The sequence below is a fragment of the Paraburkholderia sp. ZP32-5 genome (genome assembly GCF_021390495.1).
Taxonomy (GTDB): domain Bacteria; phylum Pseudomonadota; class Gammaproteobacteria; order Burkholderiales; family Burkholderiaceae; genus Paraburkholderia.
This window is the reverse complement of sequence record NZ_JAJEJP010000001.1, coordinates 3605847-3631475: the sequence shown is the minus strand read 5'-3', so window position 1 is coordinate 3631475 and position 25629 is coordinate 3605847. Positions and strand designations below refer to the sequence as shown.

General features: G+C 65.7%; 24 protein-coding genes. 19 read left to right on the top strand and 5 right to left on the bottom strand.

Translation table 11 applies throughout. The annotated features are described in order from the left end of the window. Positions 1–6 precede the first annotated feature (6 nt). On the bottom strand, positions 7–660 hold the full coding sequence (locus L0U82_RS15730; RefSeq protein WP_233832146.1) for a UDP-N-acetylmuramate--alanine ligase: 654 nt from the start codon (positions 658–660) through the stop codon (positions 7–9). 183 nt (positions 661–843) lie between these two features. On the opposite strand from L0U82_RS15730, the gene mpl reads away from it, so the two are divergent. From mpl to pyrF, 16 genes are all read left to right on the top strand, one after another. Then, positions 844–2238: a UDP-N-acetylmuramate:L-alanyl-gamma-D-glutamyl-meso-diaminopimelate ligase gene (mpl, locus tag L0U82_RS15725; protein ID WP_233832145.1), complete on the top strand. Its 1395-nt coding sequence runs from the start codon at positions 844–846 to the stop codon at positions 2236–2238. Continuing rightward, positions 2235–2849 carry a YqiA/YcfP family alpha/beta fold hydrolase gene (locus L0U82_RS15720; protein WP_233832143.1) on the top strand — a complete coding sequence of 205 codons (615 nt, stop codon included), beginning with the start codon at positions 2235–2237 and terminating at the stop codon, positions 2847–2849. Before mpl ends, L0U82_RS15720 begins: the two co-directional genes overlap by 4 nt. Positions 2850–3081: 232 nt before the next feature. Beyond that, complete coding sequence (locus L0U82_RS15715; RefSeq protein ID WP_233832141.1) at positions 3082–5232, top strand: ribonuclease catalytic domain-containing protein; 2151 nt, start codon at positions 3082–3084, stop codon at positions 5230–5232. Continuing rightward, positions 5229–6092: a shikimate dehydrogenase gene (gene aroE / locus L0U82_RS15710; RefSeq protein WP_233832140.1), complete on the top strand. Its 864-nt coding sequence runs from the start codon at positions 5229–5231 to the stop codon at positions 6090–6092. Before L0U82_RS15715 ends, aroE begins: the two co-directional genes overlap by 4 nt. Before the next feature lie 63 nt (positions 6093–6155). Continuing rightward, on the top strand, positions 6156–6890 hold the full coding sequence (mtgA, locus tag L0U82_RS15705) for a monofunctional biosynthetic peptidoglycan transglycosylase (protein WP_233832139.1): 735 nt from the start codon (positions 6156–6158) through the stop codon (positions 6888–6890). A 437-nt stretch (positions 6891–7327) separates the two neighbouring features. Continuing rightward, complete coding sequence (locus L0U82_RS15700; protein ID WP_233832137.1) at positions 7328–8353, top strand: IclR family transcriptional regulator; 1026 nt, start codon at positions 7328–7330, stop codon at positions 8351–8353. Beyond that, entirely contained in the window at positions 8350–9489 is a 1140-nt protein-coding gene (locus tag L0U82_RS15695) for a 2-dehydro-3-deoxygalactonokinase (RefSeq protein ID WP_233832136.1), read from the top strand. The genes L0U82_RS15700 and L0U82_RS15695 overlap by 4 nt, the downstream gene beginning before the upstream one ends. A gap of 53 nt (positions 9490–9542) precedes the next feature. Beyond that, positions 9543–10223, top strand: a complete 681-nt coding sequence (locus L0U82_RS15690; RefSeq protein ID WP_233832135.1) for a 2-dehydro-3-deoxy-6-phosphogalactonate aldolase — start codon at positions 9543–9545, stop codon at positions 10221–10223. Next, positions 10220–10996, top strand: a complete 777-nt coding sequence (locus tag L0U82_RS15685; RefSeq protein WP_233832134.1) for an SDR family oxidoreductase — start codon at positions 10220–10222, stop codon at positions 10994–10996. Before L0U82_RS15690 ends, L0U82_RS15685 begins: the two co-directional genes overlap by 4 nt. A gap of 167 nt (positions 10997–11163) precedes the next feature. Then, positions 11164–12162 (top strand): arabinose ABC transporter substrate-binding protein, encoded by a 999-nt coding sequence (locus tag L0U82_RS15680; protein WP_233832132.1) that lies wholly within the window; start codon positions 11164–11166, stop codon positions 12160–12162. Between the two features lie 103 nt (positions 12163–12265). Then, the gene (gene araG / locus L0U82_RS15675) at positions 12266–13834 is read left to right on the top strand and encodes an L-arabinose ABC transporter ATP-binding protein AraG (RefSeq protein ID WP_233832130.1); all 1569 of its coding nucleotides are present in this window, start codon (positions 12266–12268) and stop codon (positions 13832–13834) included. 52 nt (positions 13835–13886) lie between these two features. Then, entirely contained in the window at positions 13887–14903 is a 1017-nt protein-coding gene (araH, locus tag L0U82_RS15670) for an L-arabinose ABC transporter permease AraH (protein ID WP_233832129.1), read from the top strand. Between the two features lie 64 nt (positions 14904–14967). Further along, positions 14968–15768 (top strand): SDR family NAD(P)-dependent oxidoreductase, encoded by an 801-nt coding sequence (locus L0U82_RS15665; protein ID WP_233832128.1) that lies wholly within the window; start codon positions 14968–14970, stop codon positions 15766–15768. Next, a complete protein-coding gene (locus tag L0U82_RS15660; protein ID WP_442793622.1) occupies positions 15765–16694 on the top strand; it encodes an SMP-30/gluconolactonase/LRE family protein in 930 nt (309 codons plus the stop codon). Before L0U82_RS15665 ends, L0U82_RS15660 begins: the two co-directional genes overlap by 4 nt. 222 nt (positions 16695–16916) lie before the next feature. Further along, complete coding sequence (locus tag L0U82_RS15655; RefSeq protein ID WP_233832126.1) at positions 16917–17978, top strand: aldose 1-epimerase; 1062 nt, start codon at positions 16917–16919, stop codon at positions 17976–17978. A 262-nt stretch (positions 17979–18240) separates the two neighbouring features. Next, a complete protein-coding gene (gene pyrF, locus L0U82_RS15650; RefSeq protein WP_233832125.1) occupies positions 18241–19056 on the top strand; it encodes an orotidine-5'-phosphate decarboxylase in 816 nt (271 codons plus the stop codon). On the opposite strand, the gene L0U82_RS15645 is transcribed toward pyrF, so the two are convergent. The 4 genes from L0U82_RS15645 to thiL form a co-directional block, all read right to left on the bottom strand. Next, positions 19053–19586 (bottom strand): cupin domain-containing protein, encoded by a 534-nt coding sequence (locus tag L0U82_RS15645; protein ID WP_233832123.1) that lies wholly within the window; start codon positions 19584–19586, stop codon positions 19053–19055. The genes pyrF and L0U82_RS15645 overlap by 4 nt on opposite strands. Positions 19587–19632: 46 nt before the next feature. Next, positions 19633–20133: a CinA family protein gene (locus L0U82_RS15640; RefSeq protein WP_233832122.1), complete on the bottom strand. Its 501-nt coding sequence runs from the start codon at positions 20131–20133 to the stop codon at positions 19633–19635. A gap of 72 nt (positions 20134–20205) precedes the next feature. Continuing rightward, positions 20206–20757 carry a phosphatidylglycerophosphatase A family protein gene (locus L0U82_RS15635; RefSeq protein ID WP_233832121.1) on the bottom strand — a complete coding sequence of 184 codons (552 nt, stop codon included), beginning with the start codon at positions 20755–20757 and terminating at the stop codon, positions 20206–20208. After that, the gene (gene thiL / locus L0U82_RS15630; RefSeq protein ID WP_233832119.1) at positions 20747–21748 is read right to left on the bottom strand and encodes a thiamine-phosphate kinase; all 1002 of its coding nucleotides are present in this window, start codon (positions 21746–21748) and stop codon (positions 20747–20749) included. Before thiL ends, L0U82_RS15635 begins: the two co-directional genes overlap by 11 nt. 124 nt (positions 21749–21872) lie before the next feature. Between thiL and L0U82_RS15625 the strand changes: the two genes are divergently transcribed. From L0U82_RS15625 to L0U82_RS15615, 3 genes are all read left to right on the top strand, one after another. Next, a complete protein-coding gene (locus tag L0U82_RS15625) occupies positions 21873–24212 on the top strand; it encodes an NADP-dependent malic enzyme (protein ID WP_233832117.1) in 2340 nt (779 codons plus the stop codon). A 422-nt stretch (positions 24213–24634) separates the two neighbouring features. Next, positions 24635–25048 (top strand): ribonuclease, encoded by a 414-nt coding sequence (locus L0U82_RS15620; protein ID WP_233832115.1) that lies wholly within the window; start codon positions 24635–24637, stop codon positions 25046–25048. 16 nt (positions 25049–25064) lie between these two features. Then, a complete protein-coding gene (locus L0U82_RS15615) occupies positions 25065–25625 on the top strand; it encodes a barstar family protein (RefSeq protein ID WP_233832114.1) in 561 nt (186 codons plus the stop codon). Positions 25626–25629: the final 4 nt, after the last annotated feature.

Below are 25629 nucleotides of genomic sequence, written 5' to 3'. Positions count from 1 at the left end.
GTTCGTTCAATTGGTGACCGGAGTGACTTCGCCGCCGTCGAGCAGCGCCTGCACCGCCTGCAGATTCGCCCGCGCGGTCCGGCCGCGTGCGTCGGCGCGCACGGCGCCGCGCAGATCGTCGGTTTCGTACAGCGCGACGTGGATGCCGGCCGGCTCCGAATCGCGCGGTTCGTCGGCCGGGCGCCACAGGAAGCTGAGCGTCTCGACGTAGCCGCGCCCCGCGAAGTGGCGCGTCTCCGACACGTCGTACTGGATGTTCGCGTTCAGCATATAGATGGCGACTTCCTTCGGGTTGTCGCAAAACACCTGCAGATGCACGTCCGAGTGTTCGCCGGCCGTGCCGCCGAGCACCGCGCCGGTCAGATACGGATTGAACGGCGCGAGCCGCTCCATCCAGTCGACCGCGATGCGGCGCAGCCGCCGCAGCAGCGCCGGCTGGCTGTCGCCCTGAAAGAGCGACTGATATTCGCGGATTTCTTCTTCGATCTGGTCGTTGTCGGGCAGCCATTCGCCGGCAACACGCGTCTCTCCGACAACCTGCCGGGCCGCTTTGCGCTTCGCCGTCGCGTAGTCCAGACCGTCTTCGGCGATCATGCGCGCAGCCGCGATGGCGATTTCCTCGCGTACGCGCTGCGGATCGAAATGTGATTTGCGAACCATCCGACCATGATACTAGATCGAGGTTGCCGACGCCGTTTGGCGGCCGGACGGGGCTGTGCCGCAAGGGCGCCGCGCGCGTCGTCGGTTACAATAGGCGTCCTTTTGCAGACGCGCAGACGCTCGTTCCAGCGTCCTGCGGCACTCCCATCCCTCGCAAAAACGCCCGCGCGGCACCACAGGCTTATGCACATCCACATCCTCGGCATCTGCGGCACCTTCATGGGCGGGCTCGCGGTGCTCGCGCGCGGCGCGGGCCATACCGTGACCGGCTGCGACGCCGGCGTCTATCCGCCGATGAGCACGCAGCTCGAGGCGCAAGGCATCGGGCTGATCGAGGGCTACGACGCGGATCAACTGAACGGCCTGAACGCGGACCTGTTCGTGATCGGCAACGTGGTCTCGCGCGGCAACCCGCTGATGGAGGCGATTCTCGACCGCGGCCTGCCGTATGTGTCCGGCCCGCAATGGCTCGGCGAGCACGTGCTGAACGGCAAATGGGTGCTGGCGGTGGCCGGCACGCACGGCAAGACCACCACCAGCTCGATGCTGACCTGGCTGCTCGAGGACGCCGGCCTCAATCCCGGTTTTCTGATCGGCGGCGTGCCGCTGAATTTCGGCGTGTCCGCGCGGCTCACGGATTCGAGCTTCTTCGTGATCGAAGCCGACGAATACGACACTGCGTTCTTCGACAAACGCTCGAAGTTCGTCCATTACCGACCGAAAACCGCGGTGCTGAACAATCTCGAATTCGATCACGCCGACATCTTCCCCGATCTCGCCGCGATCGAAACCCAGTTCCATCATCTGATCCGCACGGTGCCGGGCATTGGCCGCGTCGTCACGAACGGCCGTGAGAATGCGCTCGAGCGCGTGCTCACGCGCGGCTGCTGGAGCGAAGTCGAGCGTTTCGGCGTGCAGGGCGGCTGGGAAGTGCAAGCGGCTGAAGAAGGCGTGCCGGTCGACGAACGCTTCGCCGTGTATCACAACGGCGAGCGTGTTGGCCTGGTCGACTGGCAGGTGCAGGGCGAGCATAACCGCATGAACGCGCTTGCCGCGATCGCGGCCGCGCGCCACGTCGGCGTGCCGCCCGCGCAGGCGGCGAAGTCGCTGGCGGGTTTTCGTAACGTGAAGCGCCGCATGGAAGTGCGCGGCAGCGTCGACGGCGTGACCGTGTACGACGACTTCGCGCATCACCCCACGGCGATCGAAACCACGGTGGCGGGTCTGCGCGCGCGGGTCGGCCGCGACAACACGCGGATTCTCGCGGTGCTCGAACCGCGCTCGAACACGATGAAGCTCGGCGTGATGAAAGCGCAGTTGCCGGCAAGCCTCGCTGATGCCGATCTGGTGTTCGGCTACGGTGCGCCGAGCGGCCGCGACGCGCTCGGCTGGAATCTCGGCGAGGCGCTCGCGCCGCTCGGCGGCAAGGCGCAGGCGTTTGATCAGCTCGACGCGCTCGTCAAGGCGGTGGTGCACGCGGCACGCCCCGGCGACCAGGTTCTGGTGATGAGCAACGGCGGCTTCGGCGGCGTGCATCAGAAGCTGCTCGACGCACTGTCCGCGCGAGGCGCATCGTGATTCTCTATCTGCACGGTTTCCGTTCGTCGCCGAATTCGTTCAAGGCGCGCCTGCTCGCGGCGCGTCTCGCCGAACTCGGGCGCAGCGACGAATGGTGCTGTCCGATGCTGCCGGTTTCGCCGTTCGAGACTATCGCGCTCGCGGAGTCACTGGTGGCCGAGGCGCGCGCGAACGGCGGTGTGCAGCAGGTTACGGTGATCGGCAGTTCGCTCGGCGGCTATTTCGCCACGCATCTGGCCGAAAAGCACGGCTGGCCGGCCGTGCTGCTGAACCCGGCGGTCGTGCCGCAGCGCGACCTGAGCGCCTATCTCGGCGAGCAGCCGTTGTGGCATGGCGGCGGCAGCATCGTCGTCGAACCGCATCATCTGGATGAGCTGCGCGCGCTGGGCGTCGCGTCGATCACGCGGCCCGAACGCTATTATTTGATGGCCGCGACCGGCGACGAAGTGCTCGACTATCGCGAAATGCTCGCGCACTATCCGGGCGCGCGCACGACGCTGATCGAAGGCAGCGACCATGCGATCAGCGAGTTCGCGCAGTACCTCGACGAGGTGCTGGCTTTTTGCGACGCCGACCACGTCGAACCGCCGGCACCGCGCGAGGCGGCCTGAGCCGGGCTGAACCCAGCCGGGGCGGCTTGAGGCGCGCGGCTTGCACATACACGACGCGGCGACGACTCTATATAGAGGCGTCGCCGTCAGTCACAGGACTCAATCCGCCGGCACGCACGATGCGCGCCGCGGATTCATTATTACGAACACGTTGCCGTGCCGCGCACGCCGTGATCGATCGCTGGACAGGATCGGGCGCGCCGGTGGATGCAAGTCAGAACGAGAGTATTGAGTGAACGTTTTCTTCGAGGAATCGGGCAGTTTCAAGGCTGGCAGCGTGCTGTCGCGCCAGGGCGACGCTTTTCAGGTCGAGTTGCCGGGCGGCCGGCGCGCCAAGGTGCGCGGCAAGGACGTGCTGATCGAATTCGAGAAGCCGGGCGCGGCCGAATTGATGCAGCAGGCCGACGCGCTCGCGCAGGAGATCGATCTGGACTTCCTGTGGGAATGCGCGCCTGAAGACGAATTCCCGTTCGCGACGCTGGGCGCCGAGTACTTCGGCGACAGCTTCGGCGCGGTCGAGCGCGCGGCGCTGGTGCTGCGCATGCATGGCTCGCCGGTGTACTTCCGCCGCAAGGGTCGCGGCATGTATCAGCGCGCGCCGGAAGAGCAACTGAAGATGGCGCTCGCCGGTCTCGAGCGCAAGCGTCAGCAGGCGCTCGTGCAGGCGGAGTACGAAGACGCGCTGAAGGAAGGCCGTCTGCCGGACGCGTTCACCGGCGCGAAGGCGCTGGCGCTGCTCACGAAGCCCGACAAGAACACGATCGAATACAAGGCGCTCGAGGGCGCCGCCGCCGCGCGCGGCATTTCGCAGGCGCGGCTGATGCTCGAATGCGGCGCGATCGCGTCGCCGCGCGCGCTGCACGAGGCGAAATTCCTGTCCGAATTCTTCCCGCACGGCACCGGCTTTCCGCCGGTCGCCGCCGCGAACGTGCCGGACGATCTGCCGCAAGTCGATGTCCAGGCATTTTCGATCGACGACATCACCACCACCGAAATCGACGACGCGTTCTCGGTCGAGCATCTGGCCGACGGCCGCGTGCGCATCGGCGTGCACATCGCCGCGCCGGCGCTCGGTATCCAGCGTGGCGATGAAGTCGACGCGATCGCGCGCGCGCGTTTGTCCACGGTCTATATGCCCGGCGACAAGATCACGATGCTGCCCGACAGCGTCGTCGAAACTTTTACGCTCGCCGAGGGCGGCTATCGCCCGGCGCTGTCGCTGTATGTGATCGTCAATCGGGAAACCCAGGAAATCGTCGCGAGCGAAACGCGCGCCGAACGCGTGTTCGTGAAGAGCAATCTGCGTCACAACACGCTCGATGAGGTCGTCACCGAAGCGTCGCTCGCCGACGGCAGCGGCGAATATCCGCATAAGGACGACATCGCGGTGCTGTGGCCGTTTGCGCAGGCGCTGTTCGAAAAGCGTCAGACCGCGCGTGCCGGCTACGGTCTGCGCCGCGAAGTGCAGCGCAACACCGACTTCAATTTCTACGTGGACGGCGAGCACATCACGATCACGCCGCGTCGGCGCGGCTCGCCGCTCGACACGATCGTCGCCGAACTGGCGATTCTCGCGAACTCGTCGTGGGGCGCGTTTCTGCACGATCACGGCGTGCCCGGCATCTACCGCACGCAGCGCGCATTCGGCACGCCGAGCGGCCCGAAGCGCACCCGCATGCAGACCAACGCGGCGCCGCACGAAGGTCTCGGCGTCACGCAGTACGCGTGGAGCACGTCGCCGCTGCGCCGCTACGTCGACCTCGTGAACCAGTGGCAGCTGATCGCGTGCGTGCAGCACGGCGTGACCGCGAAGCTCGCCGCGCCGTTCAAGCCGAAAGACGCCGACCTGTTCGCGGTCGTGCAGGGCTTCGACGATACCTACTCCGCGTATGCCGACTATCAGCGCCGCATGGAGTACTTCTGGTGCCTGCGCTGGCTCAAGCAGGAGAACCGCAAGCAGGTGGTCGCGTCGGTCGTGAAGGACGATCTGGTGCGTCTCGAAGAGATCCCGCTGCTGCTGCACGTGCCGGCCCTCGGCGTGCATGCGCGCGGCACGCGCTTGCAGATGGAAGTGATGTCGATCGACGAACTGACGATCGAAGCGTCGGTGCGTCTGCTGCACGTGCTCGACGCGCCGGCCGTGACGAGCGGCGCTGAAGCCGAAGAAGCGGATGACGGCGAAGACGAAGAACTGCTCGACGCCGCCGACGACAGCGCCGAAGGCGAAGCGGAGGCGCAGGCCGAAGCGCAGACTGGCGACGACCCTGCCGGCAGTTCGACTGAAGACACCAACGGCGAGACAGGCAACACAAGCGGCAACCCCCAGCCCGACGCCGCAAGCACGTCCGACGACGAACAACACGTGACGGAGCCGGGACGATGAGCGGAAACGAAGCACGCGAGCGCTACGCGGTCATCGGCAATCCGGTTGGCCACAGCAAGTCGCCGTTCATTCACAGCCGCTTCGCCGCGCAAACCGGCGAGCCGGTCGACTACGGTCATCTGCTGGCGCCGGTCGATGCATTCGTGCCGCACGTGCGCGCGTTCATCGAAGCAGGCGGCCGTGGTCTGAACGTGACCGTGCCGTTCAAGCTCGACGCGCATGCGTTCGCGACCACGCTGTCGCCGCGCGCGGCGGCGGCCGGCGCGGTGAATACGCTGCGGGTCGATGCCGACGGTATCTACGGCGACAACACCGACGGCTTCGGCCTCGTGCGCGACATCGAGGTGAATCTCGGCGTGCCGCTGAAGGGTGCGCGCATCCTGCTTCTCGGCGCGGGCGGCGCCGCGCGCGGCGTGGTGCTGCCGATGCTCGATCGCGCGCCGCATTCGCTGACCATCGTCAATCGCACGGCCGAGAAGGCCGATGCGCTGGTCGACCAGTTCGCGCAGGCCGCGCGCGACGCGCAGTGCCGTCTCACCGGCGGCAGCGCGCGCGCGATCGAGGCGGCCCAGTACGACGTGATCGTCAACGCGACCGCCGGCAGCCTCGACGCGGCGCTGCCGGAGTGCGACGAGCGCGCGTTCGGCAACGGCACGCTCGCGTACGACATGATGTACGGCGCGCATCCGACGGTCTTCATGGAGCACGCGGCGAAGCTCGGCGCGCGCGGCGCCGACGGTCTCGGCATGCTGGTCGAACAGGCTGCGGAATCGTTCTACGTGTGGCGCGGCGTGCGCCCAGACGGCGCGCCGGTGCTCGCCGAATTGCGCGCGCTGCTGAGCGCGCCGTCGCCCGCGTAACGCCGGCGTTTCGTTTGATCCGATCACCTTGCGGCACTTACCCATCCGAGGACTGGACGCACGATGACAGCGACGCGGCGCGCAGGCAGCTCGCGCGGCCAGGCCGGCCCGCTGCGCTGGCTCGTCTATCTGATCGCGGTGGTGGCGATCGCGTGGCTCGCAACGCAGGCGTTCTACTTCGCGCAGATCGCGATCTGGAACGTCGTCAATCCGGGCTCGACCGCGTTCATGCGCTCGGACGCGTGGCGTCTGTCGCAGGATCGGCCGGATCTGTCGGTGCAGCGCACGTGGGTGCCGTACGAGCAGATTTCGCGCAACCTGAAGCGCGCGATCATCGCGTCCGAGGACGCGAACTTCGTCAACAACAACGGCTACGAAACCGACGCGATCCTGCAGGCGTGGGAGCGCAACAAGGCGAAGGGCAAGATCGTGCGCGGCGGCTCGACGATTACCCAGCAGCTCGCGCGCAATCTGTTTCTGTCGCGCGAGAAGAGTTATATCCGCAAAGGCCAGGAGCTGATCATCACGTGGATGCTCGAAACGCTGATGGACAAGCAGCGGATCTTCGAGATTTATCTGAATTCGGTCGAGTGGGGCAACGGTGTGTACGGCGCCGAGGCGGCCGCGCAGTATTACTACAAGACCTCGGCCGCCAAACTCACCGCCGCGCAGTCGGCGCGTCTCGCGGTGATGTTGCCGCGGCCGAAATACTTCGATGAACACCGCAATTCCGCGTATCTGACGCAGCGGTCGCGCGTGATCGCGCGGCGCATGGGCGCGGCCGAACTGCCGGACTGAACACGGGTGTGTTGTTGACGCGGCCCAACCCCAAGCTCTTGTACCTCACCCATTGAAGCCCGCCACGAGCGGGCTTTTTTGCGTCCTATCCACGCCCTATTGGCGTCCAAATCGACGCCCTATCAAGCCACGCCCCGTATCACTAAACCCTTGATCGGTAACTAAAATCCTACTATATGGACTCAACATTCACATATTGGTGATTCTCAAAAGTCGCCCTACAATCCAACCCAACACGCACCGCGAGTCAGGGCGCCGAGGCCCTCGAACGACGCGGATAGCGACAGAAAAAAACCGGAGACGAGGCGAACCATGTCAGGCAGCCAACGACAGCGGCCGCGCAAACTCGGCATCGCATGCGTGCCCGCCGCACGCATTTCCAAGCTTGTTTCCGGCCCCGCGCGCTACGCGCAAAAACCATTCGAAAGCGAATCGCCATGAACAAAGCGATGCCGACTCACGAGCTCAGCACGGCCGATGCCGCCGAGTTGCCGAATACCGCGACCAACACCGCATCCGACATCGCTGCCGGCACGAGGCCGCGCGATGCAGCCCCCGTCACGCATGCCGCCGCCAGCACTGCCGCCACCGCGCGGGCATCGCGCCCGATCTCACGCGCCGCGACCGTCGACGGGCTCGGTCTGCCCGTCACGCTGCTGGAGATCACGCCGCAACAGGCCGGCACGCAGACGCTGCTGCGCGGTCTGGCGATTCTCGAAGCCGCGGCCGCCGGCGTGCGCGATCTGCGCAGCTTCGGCGCCGCGCTCGGCACCACGCGCAGCACCACGCACCGGCTCGTCAGCAGCCTCGTGCAGGCGCGCTATCTGCGCCAGGTGCAGGGCGGCTATCTGCTCGGGCCGAAGCTGATCGAACTCGGCACGATCGCGCTCGAACAGATGCCGCTGACTGCGGTTGCACGCCCGCATCTCGAATCGCTTGCCGAGCAGACGCTCGACACGATCCACCTCGGCGTGCGCGACGGCGACGACGTGCTGTACATCGACAAGATCCCCGGCACGCGCGGCCTCGAAATGCGCTCGCGGGTCGGCCACCGGATGCCACTCGCATCGACCGGGATCGGCAAGGCGATGATGCTCGACCTCGCGCCGGATGCATGGCAGTCGCTGTTCGACGCCTCGCGCCGCGCGCTGGCCGGCGTGAGTTTCAAACCGGACAACCGACCTGACGCGCCGACCTTCATGCAGCGCATGACGAACTACGCGGCCGGCGGCTACACGTTCGATCTCGAAGAGAACGAGGCGGCGATCCGCTGCGTCGCGGCGCCGGTGCGCGATGCGTCCGGCGCGATCGTCGCGGCGTTGTCGGTCGCGAGCACGATTCCGTATATGCCGCTCGAACGCATGGACGAGCTGATTCCGGTCGTGCAGCGCGAGGCGCGCGCGATCTCGGAAGAACTCGGCTGGCGCGCTCCGCAGCCCGCCACGCGCAGGATCAAGCGATGAAACAGGCGGGCACCGCCACGCGGGCGGACCACCAGCAGGACAGCGCTACCGACGCGGGTCTGAAGGCCGGCGCGGCCGCCTCCGTCGACTCGTCGAGGGCCGCGCTGATTGCGCTCGACTGGGGCACGACGTCGCTGCGCGCCTATCTGTTCGACGCAAACGGCCGTGTGCTGGCGACGCGCGCATCGACGGCCGGCATCATGAATCTGCCACGCGACGCGGCCGACGGCGGCTTCGACGCCGCATTCGACGATGCGTGCGGCGTATGGCTCGACCAGGCGCGCGAGGTGCCGGTGATCGCGGCGGGGATGGTCGGCAGCGCGCAGGGCTGGCTCGAGGCGCCGTATGTCGACACACCCGCGAACGCCGATGCACTGGTGGCCGGCCTCGTCCGCGTGAAGGCGGCGAACGGCGCGACGCTGCATATCGTGCCTGGCGTGCTGCAACGGGGCGAATTACCGAACGTGATGCGCGGCGAGGAGACGCAGATTGTCGGCGCGCTCAGCGAACATGCATCCGATGCAAACAGTGCGAGTGCCGCGAACGGCGCGGGCGGTACAAGCGCCGCAAGCAAGCCGGCCGCCCCCAACACCCGCTCGCTGATCGGTCTGCCCGGCACGCACGCGAAATGGGCGGTCGTCGACGCCGGGCGTATCGAGCGTTTTCATACGTTTATGACCGGCGAGGTATTCGCCGCGCTGCGCGAACACACGATCCTCGGCCGCACGATGGTCACGCCCGATCGGCCGGATACCGCGGCCTTTCTGCGCGGCGTGAACATCGCGCGCGAGAAAGGTCAGGCGGGCATGCTCGCGACTGTATTCAGCACGCGCACGCTCGGCCTCACCGGTGAGCTGTCGAGCGAAGCTCAGCCCGATTACCTGTCGGGCCTGCTGATCGGACACGAACTGGCCGGTCTCGACGCGCTGCTCGCGCAGCAGCAAAGCTCGCTCGCACGGCAAAGCCTGCGGCTGATCGGCAACGACGCGCTGTGCGAACGCTATCGCGCGGCGCTCGCGCAATTCGGCTGCACCCAGGTGGAGCTGGTCAAGCACGCAACCGAACGCGGCCTGTGGCGCGTCGCCGTCGAAGCGGGGCTAGTCGAGCCGTCCGCTCACGCGGCGCGCGCGGGCTGACCGGTTAAAGGACGGCCGCGCCGCCCACGATGCTCAGGAAACAAGGAACCGACATGCAACCCCACATCAATCTGCCCGCTCCGTATATGCCGCACGCGGGTTTGATCACCGCGTTCGAAGCCTGTCCGCTGATCGCGATTCTGCGCGGCGTGACGCCCGCCGATGCGGCCGACCACGGTCAGGCGTTGTACGAAGCCGGCTTTCGCATCGTCGAAGTGCCGCTGAATTCGCCGCAGCCGTTCGACAGCATCACCGCGATCCGCAAGGCGCTGCCGGCGGATGCGATCGTCGGCGCGGGCACGGTGCTGCATCCGTCGTTCGTCGACGACGTGAAGTCGGCGGGCGGCGAACTGATCGTGATGCCGCATAGCGACCCGGACGTCGTGATCGCCGCGAAAGCGCGGGGCCTTGCCTGTTCGCCCGGCGTTGCGACGCCGAACGAGGCGTTCATCGCGCTGAAGAACGGCGCGGACGTGCTGAAGATGTTCCCCGCCGAGCAGCTCGGCTGCCAGGTCGTCAAGGCATGGCGCGCGGTGATCGCCGCGCAGGTGCCGCTGGTGCCGGTCGGCGGTATCACGCCGGACAACATGGGGCCGTTCCTCAGCGTCGGCGCGAACGGCTTCGGGCTCGGCTCGGCGCTGTACAAGCCGGGGCAGAGCGCGGCGGTGACCGCGTCGCATGCGAAGGCGTTCGTCAACGGTTTGCGGATCGCCCGCGCGGGCGCGAAGAAATGAACCGGCTTGCCGGCAAGGCCGCGTTGATCACCGGCGCCGGACGCGGCATCGGCGCGGCGATCGCGCTCGCGTTCGCACGCGAAGGTGCGGCGGTGGTGCTGGCGGAACTGGACATCGAGACGGCGCGGCGCACGGCCGCGCAGATCGAAGCGCAAACCGGCGCGCGGGTGCTCGCGATCGAAACCGACGTGACCCAGGCGGCGTCGGTGCAGCATGCGGTGAGCGAAGGCGAACGCGCCTTCGGCGCGCTCGACGTGCTGGTCAACAACGCCGGCATCAACGTGTTTTGCGATCCACTGACGATGACCGACGCCGACTGGCGGCGCTGCTTCGCGGTCGATCTGGACGGCGTGTGGAACGGTTGCCGCGCGGTGCTGCCGGGGATGGTCGAGCGCGGTGCGGGCAGCATCGTGAACATCGCGTCGACGCACGCATTCAAGATCATCCCGGGCTGCTTTCCGTACCCGGTCGCGAAGCACGGCGTGATTGGTCTGACGCGCGCGCTCGGCATCGAATACGCGCCGCGCAACGTGCGCGTCAACGCGATCGCGCCGGGCTATATCGAAACCCAGTTGACGCACGACTGGTGGAACGAACAGGCCGATCCAGCCGCCGCGAAACAGGCGACGCTCGATCTGCAGCCGATGAAGCGCATCGGCCGCCCGGAAGAAGTGGCGATGACCGCGCTGTTCCTCGCATCGGACGAGGCGCCGTTCATCAACGCGAGCTGTATCACCGTCGATGGCGGACGCTCGGCGCTGTATCACGACTGAATGTCGCGACCGAAACTCGCGACTAAGCGGCAACCCAGGGGCGCACGCCGGCTTGCCCGGCGGGCGTGAGCAGCACACCGGACGACGCGCTGGCCGCGTGTGTCAGACCGGTACAAGAAGACGCGGCCGATACCTTCTCGTTATCAATTAGTCAGGAGACACGCATCATGAAACGCAGAATTTTCCTCACGCTGGCAGCGGCCGCGGCGGGTGTTCTCTTTAACGCACCTGTTGTGCAGGCCGCCGATTCGGTCAAGATCGGCTTCCTCGTGAAGCAGCCGGAAGAACCGTGGTTCCAGGACGAATGGAAGTTCGCCGAGATCGCCGCCAAGGAGAAGGGCTTCACGCTCGTGAAGATCGGCGCGCCGTCGGGCGAGAAGGTGATGAGCGCGATCGATAACCTCGCCGCGCAGAAGGCGCAGGGCTTCGTGATCTGCACGCCCGACGTCAAGCTCGGGCCGGGCATCGTCGCGAAGGCGAAGGCCGATGGCCTGAAGATGATGACGGTGGACGACCGCCTCGTCGACGGCGCCGGCAAGCCGATCGCGTCGGTGCCGCATATGGGCATCTCGGCGTACAACATCGGCAAGCAGGTCGGCGACGGCATCGCCGCCGAAATCAAGAAGCGCGGCTGGGACATGAAGGACGTCGGCGCGATCGACGTGACCTACGAGCAACTGCCGACCGCGCATGACCGCACCAGCGGCGCGACCGACGCGCTGGTCGCCGCGGGCTTCCCGAAAGCGAACGTGATCGCCGCGCCGCAAGCGAAGACCGACACGGAAAACGCGTTCAACGCCGCCAACATCGCGCTGACGAAGAACCCGCAGTTCAAGCACTGGGTCGCCTATGCGCTGAACGACGAAGGCGTGCTCGGCGCTGTGCGCGCGGCGGAAGGCCGTGGCTTCAAGGCCGACAACATGATCGGCATCGGTATCGGCGGTTCGGACTCGGCACTGAATGAGTTCAAGAAGCCGCAGCCGACCGGCTTCTTCGGCACCGTGATCATCAGCCCGAAGCGCCACGGCGAGGAAACCTCGACGCTGATGTACGACTGGATCACGCAAGGCAAGGAGCCGCCGATGCTGACGCTGACGACCGGCATGCTGGCCACGCGCGACAACGTCGGCGAAGTGCGCGAGAAGATGGGTCTGGCGTCGAAGTAAGCGTGAAACCCGCGGTGACATGAAGTGCACCGCGGGCGAATGAAGATCTGCGGTAGACAGACGGGCCGTGCGCCGCGCGCGCGGCCCACATGAAGGAGGCGAAGTGTCAGCGACGCTACGTTTTGACAATATCGGCAAAGTCTTTCCAGGCGTGCGTGCGCTCGACGGTGTGTCCTTCGACGTCAACGCCGGCCAGGTCCATGGCCTGATGGGCGAAAACGGCGCGGGCAAATCGACGCTGCTGAAAATTCTCGGCGGCGAGTATCAGCCCGATTCCGGCCGCATGATGATCGACGGCAACGAGGTGCGCTTTCCGAGCGCGGCCGCGTCGATCGGCGCCGGTATCGCGGTGATTCACCAGGAACTGCAGTACGTGCCGGACCTGACGGTCGCGGAAAACCTGCTGCTCGGCCAGTTGCCCAATGCACTCGGCTGGGTCAACAAACGCGAGGCGAAGCGCTTCGTGCGCGAGCGGCTGGAAGCGATGGGTGTCGCGCTCGACCCGAACGCGAAGCTCAGGAAACTCTCCATCGCGCAGCGTCAGATGGTCGAAATCTGCAAGGCGCTGATGCGCAACGCGCGCGTGATCGCGCTCGACGAGCCGACCAGTTCACTGTCGCATCGCGAGACCGAGGTGCTGTTCAAGCTGGTGCGCGATCTGCGCGCCGACAACCGCGCGATGATCTATATCTCGCACCGGATGGACGAGATCTACGAGTTGTGCGACGCGTGCACGATTTTCCGCGACGGCCGCAAGGTCGCCTCGCATGCGACGCTCGCAGGCGTGTCGCGCGACACGATCGTCAGCGAGATGGTCGGGCGCGAGATTTCAGATATTTACAGCTACTCGGCGCGCCCGCTCGGCGAGGTGCGCTTCGCGGCGAAGGCAATCGAGGGCCATCCGCTCGCGCAGCCGGCGAGCTTCGAGGTGCGGCGCGGCGAGATCGTCGGCTTCTTTGGTCTGGTCGGCGCGGGGCGTAGCGAGCTGATGCACCTCGTGTATGGCGCCGAGCACCGCAAGGGCGGCGAGCTGATGCTCGACGGCAAGCCGATCAAGGTGCGCAGCGCCGGCGAGGCGATCAGACACGGCATCGTGCTGTGCCCGGAAGACCGCAAGGAAGAGGGCATCGTCGCGATGGCGAGCGTCGCGGAGAACATCAATATCAGTTGCCGCCGCCATTATCTGCGCGCGGGCGTGTTCCTCGATCGCAAGAAGGAAGCGCAGACGGCCGACCGTTTTATCAAGCTGCTGAAGATCAAGACGCCGCATCGGCGGCAGAAGATTCGCTTCCTGTCGGGCGGTAATCAGCAGAAGGCGATTCTGTCGCGCTGGCTCGCCGAGCCGGATCTGAAGGTCGTGATTCTCGACGAGCCGACGCGCGGTATCGACGTCGGCGCGAAGCACGAGATCTATAACGTGATCTATCAGCTTGCCGAACGCGGCTGCGCGATCGTGATGATTTCGTCCGAATTGCCCGAGGTGCTCGGCGTGTCCGATCGGATCGTCGTGATGCGCCAGGGCCGTATTTCTGGCGAGCTTGCGCGCAAGGACGCGACCGAGCAGTCGGTGTTGAGTCTCGCGCTGCCGCAAAGCTCGACCGCGCTGCCTGACGACCCAAACCCGGACACAAACCCGAACGCTGCCAACGACAGCACGCCGCACGCGGCCTGAACCTTATCTGGACGTGAGTCCGTAACCCGTGGGGAACGGGAGGAGTATTGAAATGCAAGCCAGAGAAAACCTCGCGCAGCAGGCCGCCAAGAGCGCGGCCGACGCGCTGATTCCGCAGAGCAGCGACAAGGCGAAATGGTGGCAGCAGATCACCGAGTACAGCCTGATCGTGATCTTCATCGTGATGTTCGTCACGATGTCGCTGACCGTCGATCACTTCTTCTCGATCGAGAACATGCTCGGTCTCGCGCTGTCGATCTCGCAGATCGGCATGGTCGCGTGCACGATGATGTTCTGTCTCGCGTCGCGCGACTTCGATCTTTCTGTCGGCTCGACGGTTGCGTTCGCGGGCGTGTTGTGCGCGATGGTGCTCAATGCGACCGGCAACACTTTCATCGCGATCGTCGCGGCGGTCGTCGCGGGCGGGGTGATCGGCTTCGTCAACGGCGCGGTGATCGCTTATCTGCGGATCAACGCGCTGATCACGACGCTCGCGACGATGGAAATCGTCCGCGGTCTCGGCTTTATCGTGTCGCACGGGCAGGCGGTCGGCGTGTCGTCGGATACGTTCATCGCGTTGGGCGGCTTGACGATGTTCGGCGTGTCGCTGCCGATCTGGGTCACGCTGGTCTGCTTCATCGTGTTCGGCGTGATGCTGAACCAGACCGTGTACGGCCGTAACACGCTCGCGATCGGCGGCAATCCGGAAGCGTCGCGGCTCGCCGGTATCAATGTGGAGCGCACGCGCGTCTACATCTTCCTGATTCAGGGCGCGGTCACCGCGCTGGCCGGCGTGATTCTCGCGTCGCGCATCACGTCGGGTCAGCCGAACGCCGCCGAAGGCTTCGAACTGAACGTGATCTCCGCGTGCGTGCTCGGCGGCGTGTCGCTGCTGGGCGGCCGCGCGACGATCTCCGGCGTCGTGATCGGCGTGCTGATCATGGGCACCGTCGAGAACGTGATGAACCTGCTGAATATCGACGCGTTCTATCAGTACCTCGTGCGCGGCGCGATCCTGCTCGCCGCCGTGCTGCTCGACCAGTTGAAGAACCGCGGCGCGCGCGACTGATTCGCGCTATTGCGCGCACCGCTGCGTCTTTCTCACCCCAACACGCTGATAAAGGAATCGAACGATGTCGTCTCCGGCCAATGCAAACGCCCGCCTCGCGGATACCGCCTACGCGCGCTATCCGAGTCTCGTCGACCGCACGGTGCTGATCACGGGCGGCGCGACCGGCATCGGCGCATCGTTCGTCGAGCACTTCGCCGCGCAGGGCGCACGCGTCGCGTTCTTCGATATCGACGCGAACGCCGGCGAAGCGCTCGCCGACCAGCTCGGCGATTCGAAGCACAAACCGCTGTTTCTGAGCTGCGATCTGACCGATATCGACGCGCTGCAAAAAGCGATCGCCGATGTGAAAGCGGCGCTGGGTCCGATCCAGGTGCTCGTCAACAACGCGGCGAACGACAAGCGCCATTCGATCGGCGACGTCACGCGCGAATCGTTCGACGCGGGCATCGCGGTCAATATCCGTCACCAGTTCTTCGCGGCGCAGGCGGTGATCGAAGACATGAAGGCCGCCAACAGCGGCTCGATCATCAACCTGGGCTCGGTTAGCTGGATGCTGAAGAACGGCGGCTATCCGGTGTACGTGATGTCGAAGTCGGCGGTGCAGGGTTTGACGCGCGGTCTCGCGCGCGACCTCGGCCACTTCAATATCCGCGTCAATACGCTGGTGCCGGGCTGGGTGATGACGGAGAAGCAGAAGCGCCTATGGCTCGACGACACCGGCCGCCGGCAGATCAAGGAAGGCCAGTGCATCGACGCTGAGCTGATGCCGTCCGACCTCGCGCGCATGGCGCTGTTCCTTGCCGCCGATGACAGCCGCATGATCACCGCGCAGGACGTGATCGTCGACGGAGGCTGGGCGTGACTGCCGGCGCGCGCAACCAGCAGGCCGCGCTGCTGCTCGACACCAAGTGCGAGCTCGGCGAAGGCGCGACCTGGTGCGCGCGCAGCGGCCGTTTCTACTGGACGGATATCGAAGGCGCGCGGCTGTGGCGCTACGATCCGGCCGATGGCCGCAGCGATTCTTTCAGCATGCCCGAGCGGCTCGCGACGTTTGCGCTGTGCGCGAATCCGCGCTATCTGTTGGTCGGACTCGCGTCGCAGCTGGCGTTTTTCGATCTGGAAACCGGCGGTACACAACGGATCGTCGATATTGAACCCGGTATCAATACGCGGGTTAACGACGGGCGCTGCGATCGCGAAGGGCGTTTCGTGTTCGGCACCAAGGACGAAAGCGGGCGCTTGCAGCCGGTTGCCGGTTTCTATCGGCTGAATCGCGATCTGTCGCTTGAACGGCTGCCGCTGCCCGCGCCGGCGATTTCGAACAGCATCGCGTTCAGCCCCGACGGCGCGACGATGTACTACTGTGACTCGCCGACGCGTGAAATCCGCGCGTGCGACTACCGCGCGGATGGCGGCATCGCGAACGATCGCGTGTTCACGCGTCTGACCGATGCGACCGGCATCCCCGACGGCTCGACCGTCGATAGCGACGGCGGTCTGTGGAATGCGCAATGGGGCGGCGCGCGGGTGGTGCGCTACGGCCCGGATGGTGTTGAAACCGAACGCGTCGACGTGCCGACCGCACAGCCGAGCTGCGTCGCGCTAGGTGGTCCGGCGCTCGGACGGGCCGACGGCGATGTGCAGCTCGATACGCTGTACATCACGAGCGCGTACGCGGAACTCGATGCGGCGGCGCGCGCGGCCGATACGCTCGCGGGCGGCGTGTTCGTCGCGACGCTCGCACGGCGCGGTGTGCCGGAACCGGTGTTTCAGGGCGCGCCCGTATAGCGCGCCATGACCCAGCAGCCCCTGCCGCGTGCCGGGGCTGCGATCATGAAGGTGACGTAGAAGCAGAAGTCGATGGCGCAGTTCCGAAGCAATGCGTTGGCAGTGAATCGGCAACAAATCGGCAGCATGCAGTTCGGACCCGAGGCGACCTGTCAGAAAAAATCGCCCACCACCCCCGTCAGCCCTGACGGCAATGTCCCAAGCCTCTCGATGGAGCCAGATATGACTGTTGCGAATCTCGTTTCAGCCTCATCCCCCACCTCGCAGAGCCGGCGCTCGCGACTTGCCGCGGCGGCCAACCCGGTGCTGGCGGGCCCGAGCACGTCGGCGGTCGCGCTTGGCGAAGGCAGCGCCGGCGATGTCGCGTGCATCACGCTCGCCAATGCGCAGTTGCGCCTCGATGTCGCGCCGACGCTCGGCGGCGGCGTGACCCGCTTCGACTGGCGCGACGACGGCGCGCTCACGCCGATCTTCCGGCGCTGCCGCCACGTCGGCCCGGACACGCAGCCGAACCAGCTCGCCTGCTATCCGCTGTTGCCGTATTCGAACCGGATCGGCGGCGGTCATTTCAGCGTCGCGGGGCGGCGCGTCGACGTGCCGCGTAATCGCGCGGACGAGCCGTTGCCGATTCACGGCGATGGCTGGATCGCCGCATGGCAGGTGGTCGAGGCGAGCCATGAGCACGTGCGTCTGACGCTCGATCGCCGCAATGGCAAACCGTACGCGTTCCGCGCGGCGCAGACCTATACGCTCGATGGCCCGACGCTCGTCGTCACGCTCGAAATCGAAAACACGGGGCGCGAGACGCTGCCGTTCGGGCTCGGTGTGCATCCGTTCTTCGTGCGCGACGCGGACACCGAGTTGTCGGCGGCGGCCGGCGGCCTGTGGCTGTCAGGCGACGACTGGCTGCCGGTGCGCCACGTGCCGGCGCCGCCCGCGTGGCAGTTCGGCGTCGCGTATCCGCTGCCGGAGGCGATCGTCAATCACGCGTTCACCGGCTGGAGCGGCCAGGCGGCGGTGGTGTGGCCGAAGCGCCGGCTGTCGCTGAATATCGCCGCCGATACCGACTATTACGTGCTGTATACGCCGCCCGGCGAAGACTTCTTCTGCTTCGAGCCGGTCGATCATCCGATCAACGCGATGAACCTCGCGGGCGGCGCGAGTGAAAACGGCATGACGCTGCTCAAGCGCGGCGAGCGTCTGACGCGGATGTTCCGCTTCACCGTCGAGCGCACGGGCTTGCGGTCGATGCCGGGCACGCGGGGCGGGCGGCGTAAGCAGTAGCGGTGTCGTGACGGGCGAAAGGGCGATCGCGCTGGCGGAGCGTGGCGGGTTGTGGCGGCTTGTGGCGGGTGATCGATGCGTAGGCGCTTGCGGCTTTGCGACCCGACGCATCGGTTCGCCGTTACCGCGGCACTGATCACCACGCGCGCGACGCGATTGTCACCGTTACGCTTTCACTCCCTTTCCTGGTGCAAACGAGCGTCATCTACTGGCAGGTAAAATACGCGCCACTTCCGACTACCGGCTCGCCGCGAGACATACCATGTCCAATTTCATCCAGACACTCAACGACGCCTGGCAGCGCACCAACTCGCTGCTGTGCGTTGGCCTCGATCCCGAGCCCAGCAAATTTCCCAGCGCGCTCGCGGGCCGCTCCGACGCTATTTTCGAGTTCTGCCGCACGATCGTCGATGCGACCGCGCGCTACGCGTCGGCATTCAAGCCGCAGATCGCCTACTTCGCCGCGCATCGCGCGGAAGACCAGCTCGAGCAGTTGATCGCTCACATCCACGCCAACCATCCGGGTCTGCCGGTGATTCTCGACGCGAAGCGCGGCGATATCGGCAGCACCGCCGAGCAGTACGCGCGCGAGGCGTTCGAGCGCTATCAGGCGGACGCGGTGACGGTCAATCCGTACATGGGTTTCGATTCGATCGAACCGTATCTCGAGCATCAAGGCAAGGGCGTGATCGTGCTGTGCCGGACGTCGAACGTCGGCGGCTCCGATCTGCAGTTTCTCGAAACCGGCGGCCGGCCGCTCTATCAGGTCGTCGCGCAACTGGCGGCGCAGAAGTGGAACGCGAGCGGCCAGCTTGCGCTGGTGGTCGGCGCGACTTTTCCGAAGGAAATCGAAATGGTGCGCGGGATCGTCGGCGATATGCCGCTGCTGATTCCGGGCATCGGCGCGCAAGGCGGCGACGTCGAGGCCACCGTGACCGCCGGCCGGACCGCGAACGGCACCGGCATGCTGATCAACTCGTCGCGCGCGATCATCTACGCGGGCAAGGGCGAGGATTTCGGCGAGGCGGCCGCGCAGGCCGCGAAGGAAACGCGCGACCGGATCAACGCGTTCCGCTAAACCACCGGCCCCAGCCGCTCGATCAACGCCGCATGCGCCGGATGCCGCGCCTTCAGCGCGTCGGCATCCGCGAGTTCGAATTCGCTGAACTCGAATCCCGGCGCCACCGTGCAGCCGACCAGCGCGAACGATGCCGGGTCGGCGCACTCCGCCGCGAACCACGAGCCCGCCGGCACGACGGCCTGATACACGGTACCGGGATGCGTGAGCGGATTGCCGAGCCGATGCGTGACGAGCGCGTCGGTTACACCAGTCACTCCGCCGTTTTCATCGAGCACATGGACGTGCAGCGGCTCGCCCGCATAGAAATGCCATACCTCGTCGGAGCGGATCCGATGCCACGCCGAATGCGCGCCGTCGCATAGCAGGTAATAAATCGCGGTCGACGCCGCGCGCGTGGCCGCCGTCTCGCCGTCGCGCAGCACGCGCGCGGCCGAACGATACGTTTCCGAGAAATAACCGCCTTCAGGATGCGGCTTCAGGTCGAAGCGGCGGATCAGTTCGTCCGCGACCGAGCGCGAGTCCGGCATGTGTTCGCCTTCGAAGAGTGACAGCAGATGAGGGATCCGACGCGGCTCAATGCTCGCGTTCGTCGAGCAGCGCGAGCACGCCGCGCAATGCGTGAGCGGCGGCCTGCACGCGAATCTGCTCGCGATCGCCCTTGAAAATCTTCGTTTCCACCGCCGTATGCAGCCGGTTGCTCCAGCCGAACGAGACCATGCCGACCGGCTTGGTTTCGGTGCCCCCGCCAGGTCCGGCGACCCCGGTGATCGATAGCGATACCTGCGCGCGGCTATTGCGCAGCGCGCCTTCGGCCATCGCGCGCGCGACCGGTTCGCTGACCGCGCCGTGCTTGTCGATCAGATCGGCCGGCACGCCGATCATTTCGCTTTTCGCCTGGTTCGAATACGTGACGAAACCGCGCTCGAACCAGCCGCTGCTGCCGGAAATGTCGGTGATCGCGGTCGCGACCATGCCCCCCGTGCAGGATTCGGCGGTGACGAGCATCAGGCGCTCGTCGCGCAGACGGTTGCTCACGCGGATCGCAAGCTGATGAACGACGGAATCGGTAGGCATGGCGTCAATCCGTAAAACGGGCCGGCCGCGAGGCACGGCAAACAGCGATGGCCTGGCGGCGGCGCGGCGAAACTACACCGACATGCGCCAGAGCGCGATCACGAGCAATGTAAAGAATGCGGCGATCAGGTCATCGAACATGATGCCGAAGCCACCTTTCAGACGGCGGTCGAAATAGCCGATCGGCGGCGGCTTGACCATGTCGAAGAAGCGAAACGTGACGAACGCCCATAGCTGGCCGGTGAGCGTGGCCGGCGTGACCATCAGCAGCACGAGCCAGAACGCGACGATTTCGTCCCACACGATCGCCGACGGATCCTCGATGCCGAGCCGTCTGGCGCTAAAGCCGCACAGCGCGATGCCGCCGAGGAAGCCGGCCGCGATCAGCGCGCCCCATTCGATCACAGTCAGATAACGGTTCAAAACCACGAACGACGCCCACGCGAACAGCGTGCCGACCGTCCCGGGCATCAGCGGCGACAGGCCGCTGCCGAAACCGAGCGCGAAGATATGTGATGGATGCGACAGCATGAAGCGCGCGCTCGCGCGGCGCGGCTGTCGCGGCGTGGGCGGCTGGCCGCCCAGAAAATCGTCGGCGGGGCCGAGCGAAGGGTCATTCTGCATGAAAGTGGTCGAAACCTTGCAACGTCAGAGTGAGCGGCGCGCCGGCGGCATTGCGCCAGGCGATGGCGGGACGATCGGTGCTCGCCGCGAGTGCGCTTATTGTACCGATGCGTGTGACCGGCACGGCGGCGTTGTGCGCCGCGGCTTGCACCGCTTCGCGCGCGGCGGTGGGCGCGGTGAAGCACAACTCGTAGTCGTCGCCGCCCGCGAGCGTGCAGCGCTGCTGGATCGCGGGCGCGAGGCGGCGCAGCGCGTCGGAGCGCGGTATCGCGTCCACGTCGACGCTCGCATTCACCGACGAGCGTTCGAGGATATGCAGCAGGTCGCCGGCGAGTCCGTCCGACAGATCGAGCGCGGCATGCGCGATGCCGCGCAGCGCGAGGCCCAGCGCGATGCGCGGTTCCGGACGCTCGAGCGCGGCGCGGAACGTGGCGGCGTCCGCGGCGTCGGCGGTCCACTCGCCGCGCTGCACGCCGAGCCCGGCGCGCGCATCGCCGAGCGTGCCGGACACCCAGATGTCGTCACCGGGCTGCGCGGCATCGCGACGCAGCGCCTGACGCGGCGGCACGCTACCGAAAACCGTAATGCACAGATTGAGCGGGCCGCTCGTCGTATCGCCGCCGATCAACTCGCAATCGTGGCGCTCGGCCAGTGCGAAGAGGCCGTCGCTGAACGCGGAGAGCCACGCTTCGTCGGCTTTCGGCAGTGAAAACGCCAGCGTGAATGCCTGCGGGCGCGCGCCCATCGCGGCGAGATCCGACAGGTTGACCGCGAGTGCCTTATGGCCGAGCGCGTGCGGGTCGACGTCGGCGAAAAAGTGGCGGCCTTCGACCAGCATGTCCGTCGAAACGGCCAGCATTTCGCCGGCGCGCGGTGTGAGCAGCGCGCAATCGTCGCCGATGCCGAGCGTGTCGCCCGGCGTAGTAGACGGCCGTGCCGATGCGGCGCGGCGGGCGAAGAAACGGTCGATCAGCGAAAACTCGGAAAGCATGATGGCCAATGGTGGGCGGTGAAAGGTGGGAGAGCGCAAACCAGGCCACATCGGCGTTTCACGCTGTTTCTGTCGCGACTGTTGTACCGGTATTGAAGGAATCGCGTAGGCAATTGGGGCTACAATGCCGTCGAACGTCTATTCTAATCTGCACTTCCAAGCCCGCCTTATGTCGACTCCCGTTAATACCAAACTCCGCGAAGCCGCCCTCGATTACCACGAGTTCCCGACTCCCGGCAAAATCGCGATCGCCCCGACCAAGCAGATGATCAACCAGCGCGACCTCGCTCTGGCGTATTCGCCGGGCGTTGCATTCGCGTGCGAGGAGATCGTCGAGAACCCGCTGAACGCCGCGCGCTTCACCGCGCGCAGCAATCTGGTCGGCGTCGTCACGAACGGCACCGCGGTGCTCGGTCTCGGCAACATCGGGCCGCTCGCGTCGAAGCCGGTCATGGAAGGCAAGGCCGTGCTGTTCAAGAAGTTCGCCGGCATCGACGTGTTCGATATCGAAATCAACGAAACCGATCCGCATAAGCTCGTCGATGTGATCGCCGCGCTTGAGCCGACTTTCGGCGGTATCAACCTGGAAGACATCAAGGCGCCGGACTGCTTCATTGTCGAGCGCGAATGCCGCAAGCGCATGAAGATTCCGGTCTTCCACGACGACCAGCACGGCACCGCGATCGTCGTCGCGGCTGCGGTGACCAATGGTCTGAAGGTGGTCGGCAAGGACATCAAGGAGGTCAAGCTGGTGTCCTCCGGCGCGGGCGCCGCGGCGCTCGCCTGTCTCGACCTGCTGGTCGACATCGGCCTGCCGCTCGAAAACATCACCGTGACCGACCTCGCGGGCGTGGTCTACAAGGGCCGCACCGAACTGATGGATCCGGACAAGGAGCGTTTCGCGCGCGAAACCGACGCTCGCTCGCTTGCCGAGGTGATCAGCGGCGCGGACGTGTTCCTCGGCCTGTCGGCCGGCGGCGTGCTGAAGCAGGACATGGTCAAGCAGATGGCCGACAAGCCGCTGATTCTGGCGCTCGCGAACCCGACGCCGGAAATCCTGCCGGAACTCGCGCTCGAAGTGCGCCCGGATGCCGTGCTGTGCACGGGCCGCACCGACTATCCGAACCAGGTGAACAACGTGCTGGTGTTCCCGTTCCTGTTCCGCGGCGCGCTCGACGCCGGCGCGACGACGGTGACGCGTGAAATGGAGATCGCCGCGGTCAACGCGATCGCCGAACTGGCGCGCCAGGAGCAGAGCGACATCGTCGCGACCGCCTACGGCATCCAGGATCTGTCGTTCGGGCCGGAGTACCTGATTCCGAAGCCTTTCGATCCGCGTCTGATCGTCAAGGTCGCGCCGGCGGTGGCGAAGGCCGCGATGGATTCGGGCGTCGCCCAGCGTCCGATCGAGGACATGGACGCGTACGAGCAGCATCTGCAGCAGTTCGTCTACCACAGCGGCACGACGATGAAGCCGATCTTCCAGCTCGCGCGCAGCGTCGAGCCGGAGAAGAAGCGCATCGTGTTCGCGGAAGGCGAAGAAGAACGCGTACTGCGTGCAATGCAAATCATCGTCGACGAAAAACTTGCCAAGCCGATCCTGATCGGCCGCCCGGCGGTGATCGAACAGCGTATTGCGCGCTATGGTCTGCGACTGGTTGCGGGCCAGGACTACACGGTGGTGAACACCGATCATGACGAACGTTACCGCGACTTCTGGAAGGAATACGCGAAGATGATGTCTCGCAAGGGCATCACCGAGCAGATGGCGAAGCTCGAAATGCGCCGCCGCACCACGCTGATCGGTTCGATGATGGTCAAGAAGGGCGAAGCGGATGGGATGATTTGCGGCACGGTCAGCACGACGCACCGTCACCTGCACTTCATCGACCAGGTGATCGGCAAGAAGGAAGGCGCGAACGTGTACGCGGCGATGAACGCGCTGGTGCTGCCGAACCGGCAGATTTTCCTCGTCGATACGCACGTGAACGTCGATCCGACGCCGGAGCAACTGGCCGAGATCACGATCATGGCGGCCGAAGAGGTGCGTCGCTTCGGTATCGAGCCGAAGATCGCGCTGGTGTCGCATTCGAACTTCGGTTCGAGCAACGCGGCGACCGCGCAGAAGATGCGCGACACGCTCGAGTTGCTGCGCGAACGCGCGCCGGATCTGCAAGTTGACGGCGAGATGCACGGCGATGTCGCGCTCGACGCGAACCTGCGCCGCGAAGTGCTGCCCGATTCGACGCTCGAAGGCGATGCGAACCTGCTGGTGCTGCCGAACATCGACGCGGCCAACATTTCGTACAACCTGCTGAAGACGGCGGCCGGCAACAACATCGCAATCGGACCGATCCTGCTCGGCGCGGCTCAGCCGGTGCACGTGCTGACGCCGTCGGCAACGGTTCGCCGTATCGTCAACATGGCCGCGCTGCTGGTGGCCGACGTCAGCGCAACCCGCTAAGCGTCGAGATAGGTCCGGGCCAACGGTGCATCGCACCGGCGGCTCGCGCCCTGGATAGAAGAAAAAAATGGCGTGCCCGCAATGGGCACGCCTCAGGGCAAGCCGGGGATAGCCGGCCCCGAAAAATGGCAATGGCACAGCCTTGCGGCTGCGGCAGTTCCAAGGCTCTCAACCGCACGAGAAAAGGGTAGCTGGCAAGCCGAAACCACCTGCGTCCCACTTTGTTTCGCACGGTTGAGCTAAGTTTAGCTTGCGCAGGCTCAATATTTTGTCAAATGTCGTAAAGGCGCCAGCCACCGGCTTCTCCGGCCATCTGGCGGCGTTCGCCGTCCCGTCGAACGTTGATTCCAAAGGCTAATAGCGATACCCTTACGACTTTCATGGTCGTCGAACTCGTGATCTGACAGCGGGAAACCTGATACATGGCACGCAACTGGCTGCGTATAAAAGGCGTGCTGATCGGTGCTGCCGCGCTTTGCGCGTTGTCCGGTTCCGCGCCATCCGCATGGGCGCGAGGCGATACGGCGTCAGCGCAGGCGAATGCGCAGTTGGGCACCGTCGCACTCGCGCAATTACCGCGCGAGGCGGTCAATACGTTGAACCTGATAGCCGCCGGCGGGCCTTATCCGTATCAGAAGGACGGCGTCGTATTCGGCAACTACGAGCGGGTGCTACCTGCCCATCGGCGCGGTTATTACCACGAATACACCGTTCCCACGCCTCACGCGCGTAATCGCGGGGCGCGCCGCATCGTCTGCGGAGGTCCGCCACAGCGAACCGACAATTGTTACTACTCGGACGACCACTACACCAGTTTTAATCGTATTGTTGAATGACATCGGGATGAACGGCATGAGCGACAACATCTACGCGCACGATTCCGGAGTCGCGACGGATCTTTTCGCGGCCGGCGACGGCAATTTGTTCCAACGCGTCATGAAGATGCGCGCCGGCGAGCAGGGTCGCGACACTCACAGCGAGGCTGGCACGGTGGTTTCATCGAACGAGGAGCCCATGAGCCTTTTCAGGAGCGTGCGACCGAACATCGTGCAATCCATCCGCGCGTTCCGCGTACAGGATCTCGCCGACGAGGCCAACCAGCTCGGCCAGCACTTTCTGTATGCCTATTGCGCGAACGCGGCGTCCAAGCAGGAAGTGCTCGAGACGATCGCAACGTCCTTTCTGTTTCCGAAGCATTTCGGCAAGAACTACGACGCGCTCTACGACTGTCTGACCGACCTCGTGCATAAGGCGGGCGCGCAGCCGGGTTTCGTAATCGTGCTCGAACAGTTGCCGGTCGCGCAGAAGTTCGACAAGGAAGGGCGCGAGACGCTGCTCGACGTGTTCCGTGAAGCAGCCGAGTTCTGGGCCGAGCGCAAGGTGGCATTCCGGGTGTTTTACTCGTTTGCCTGATTTT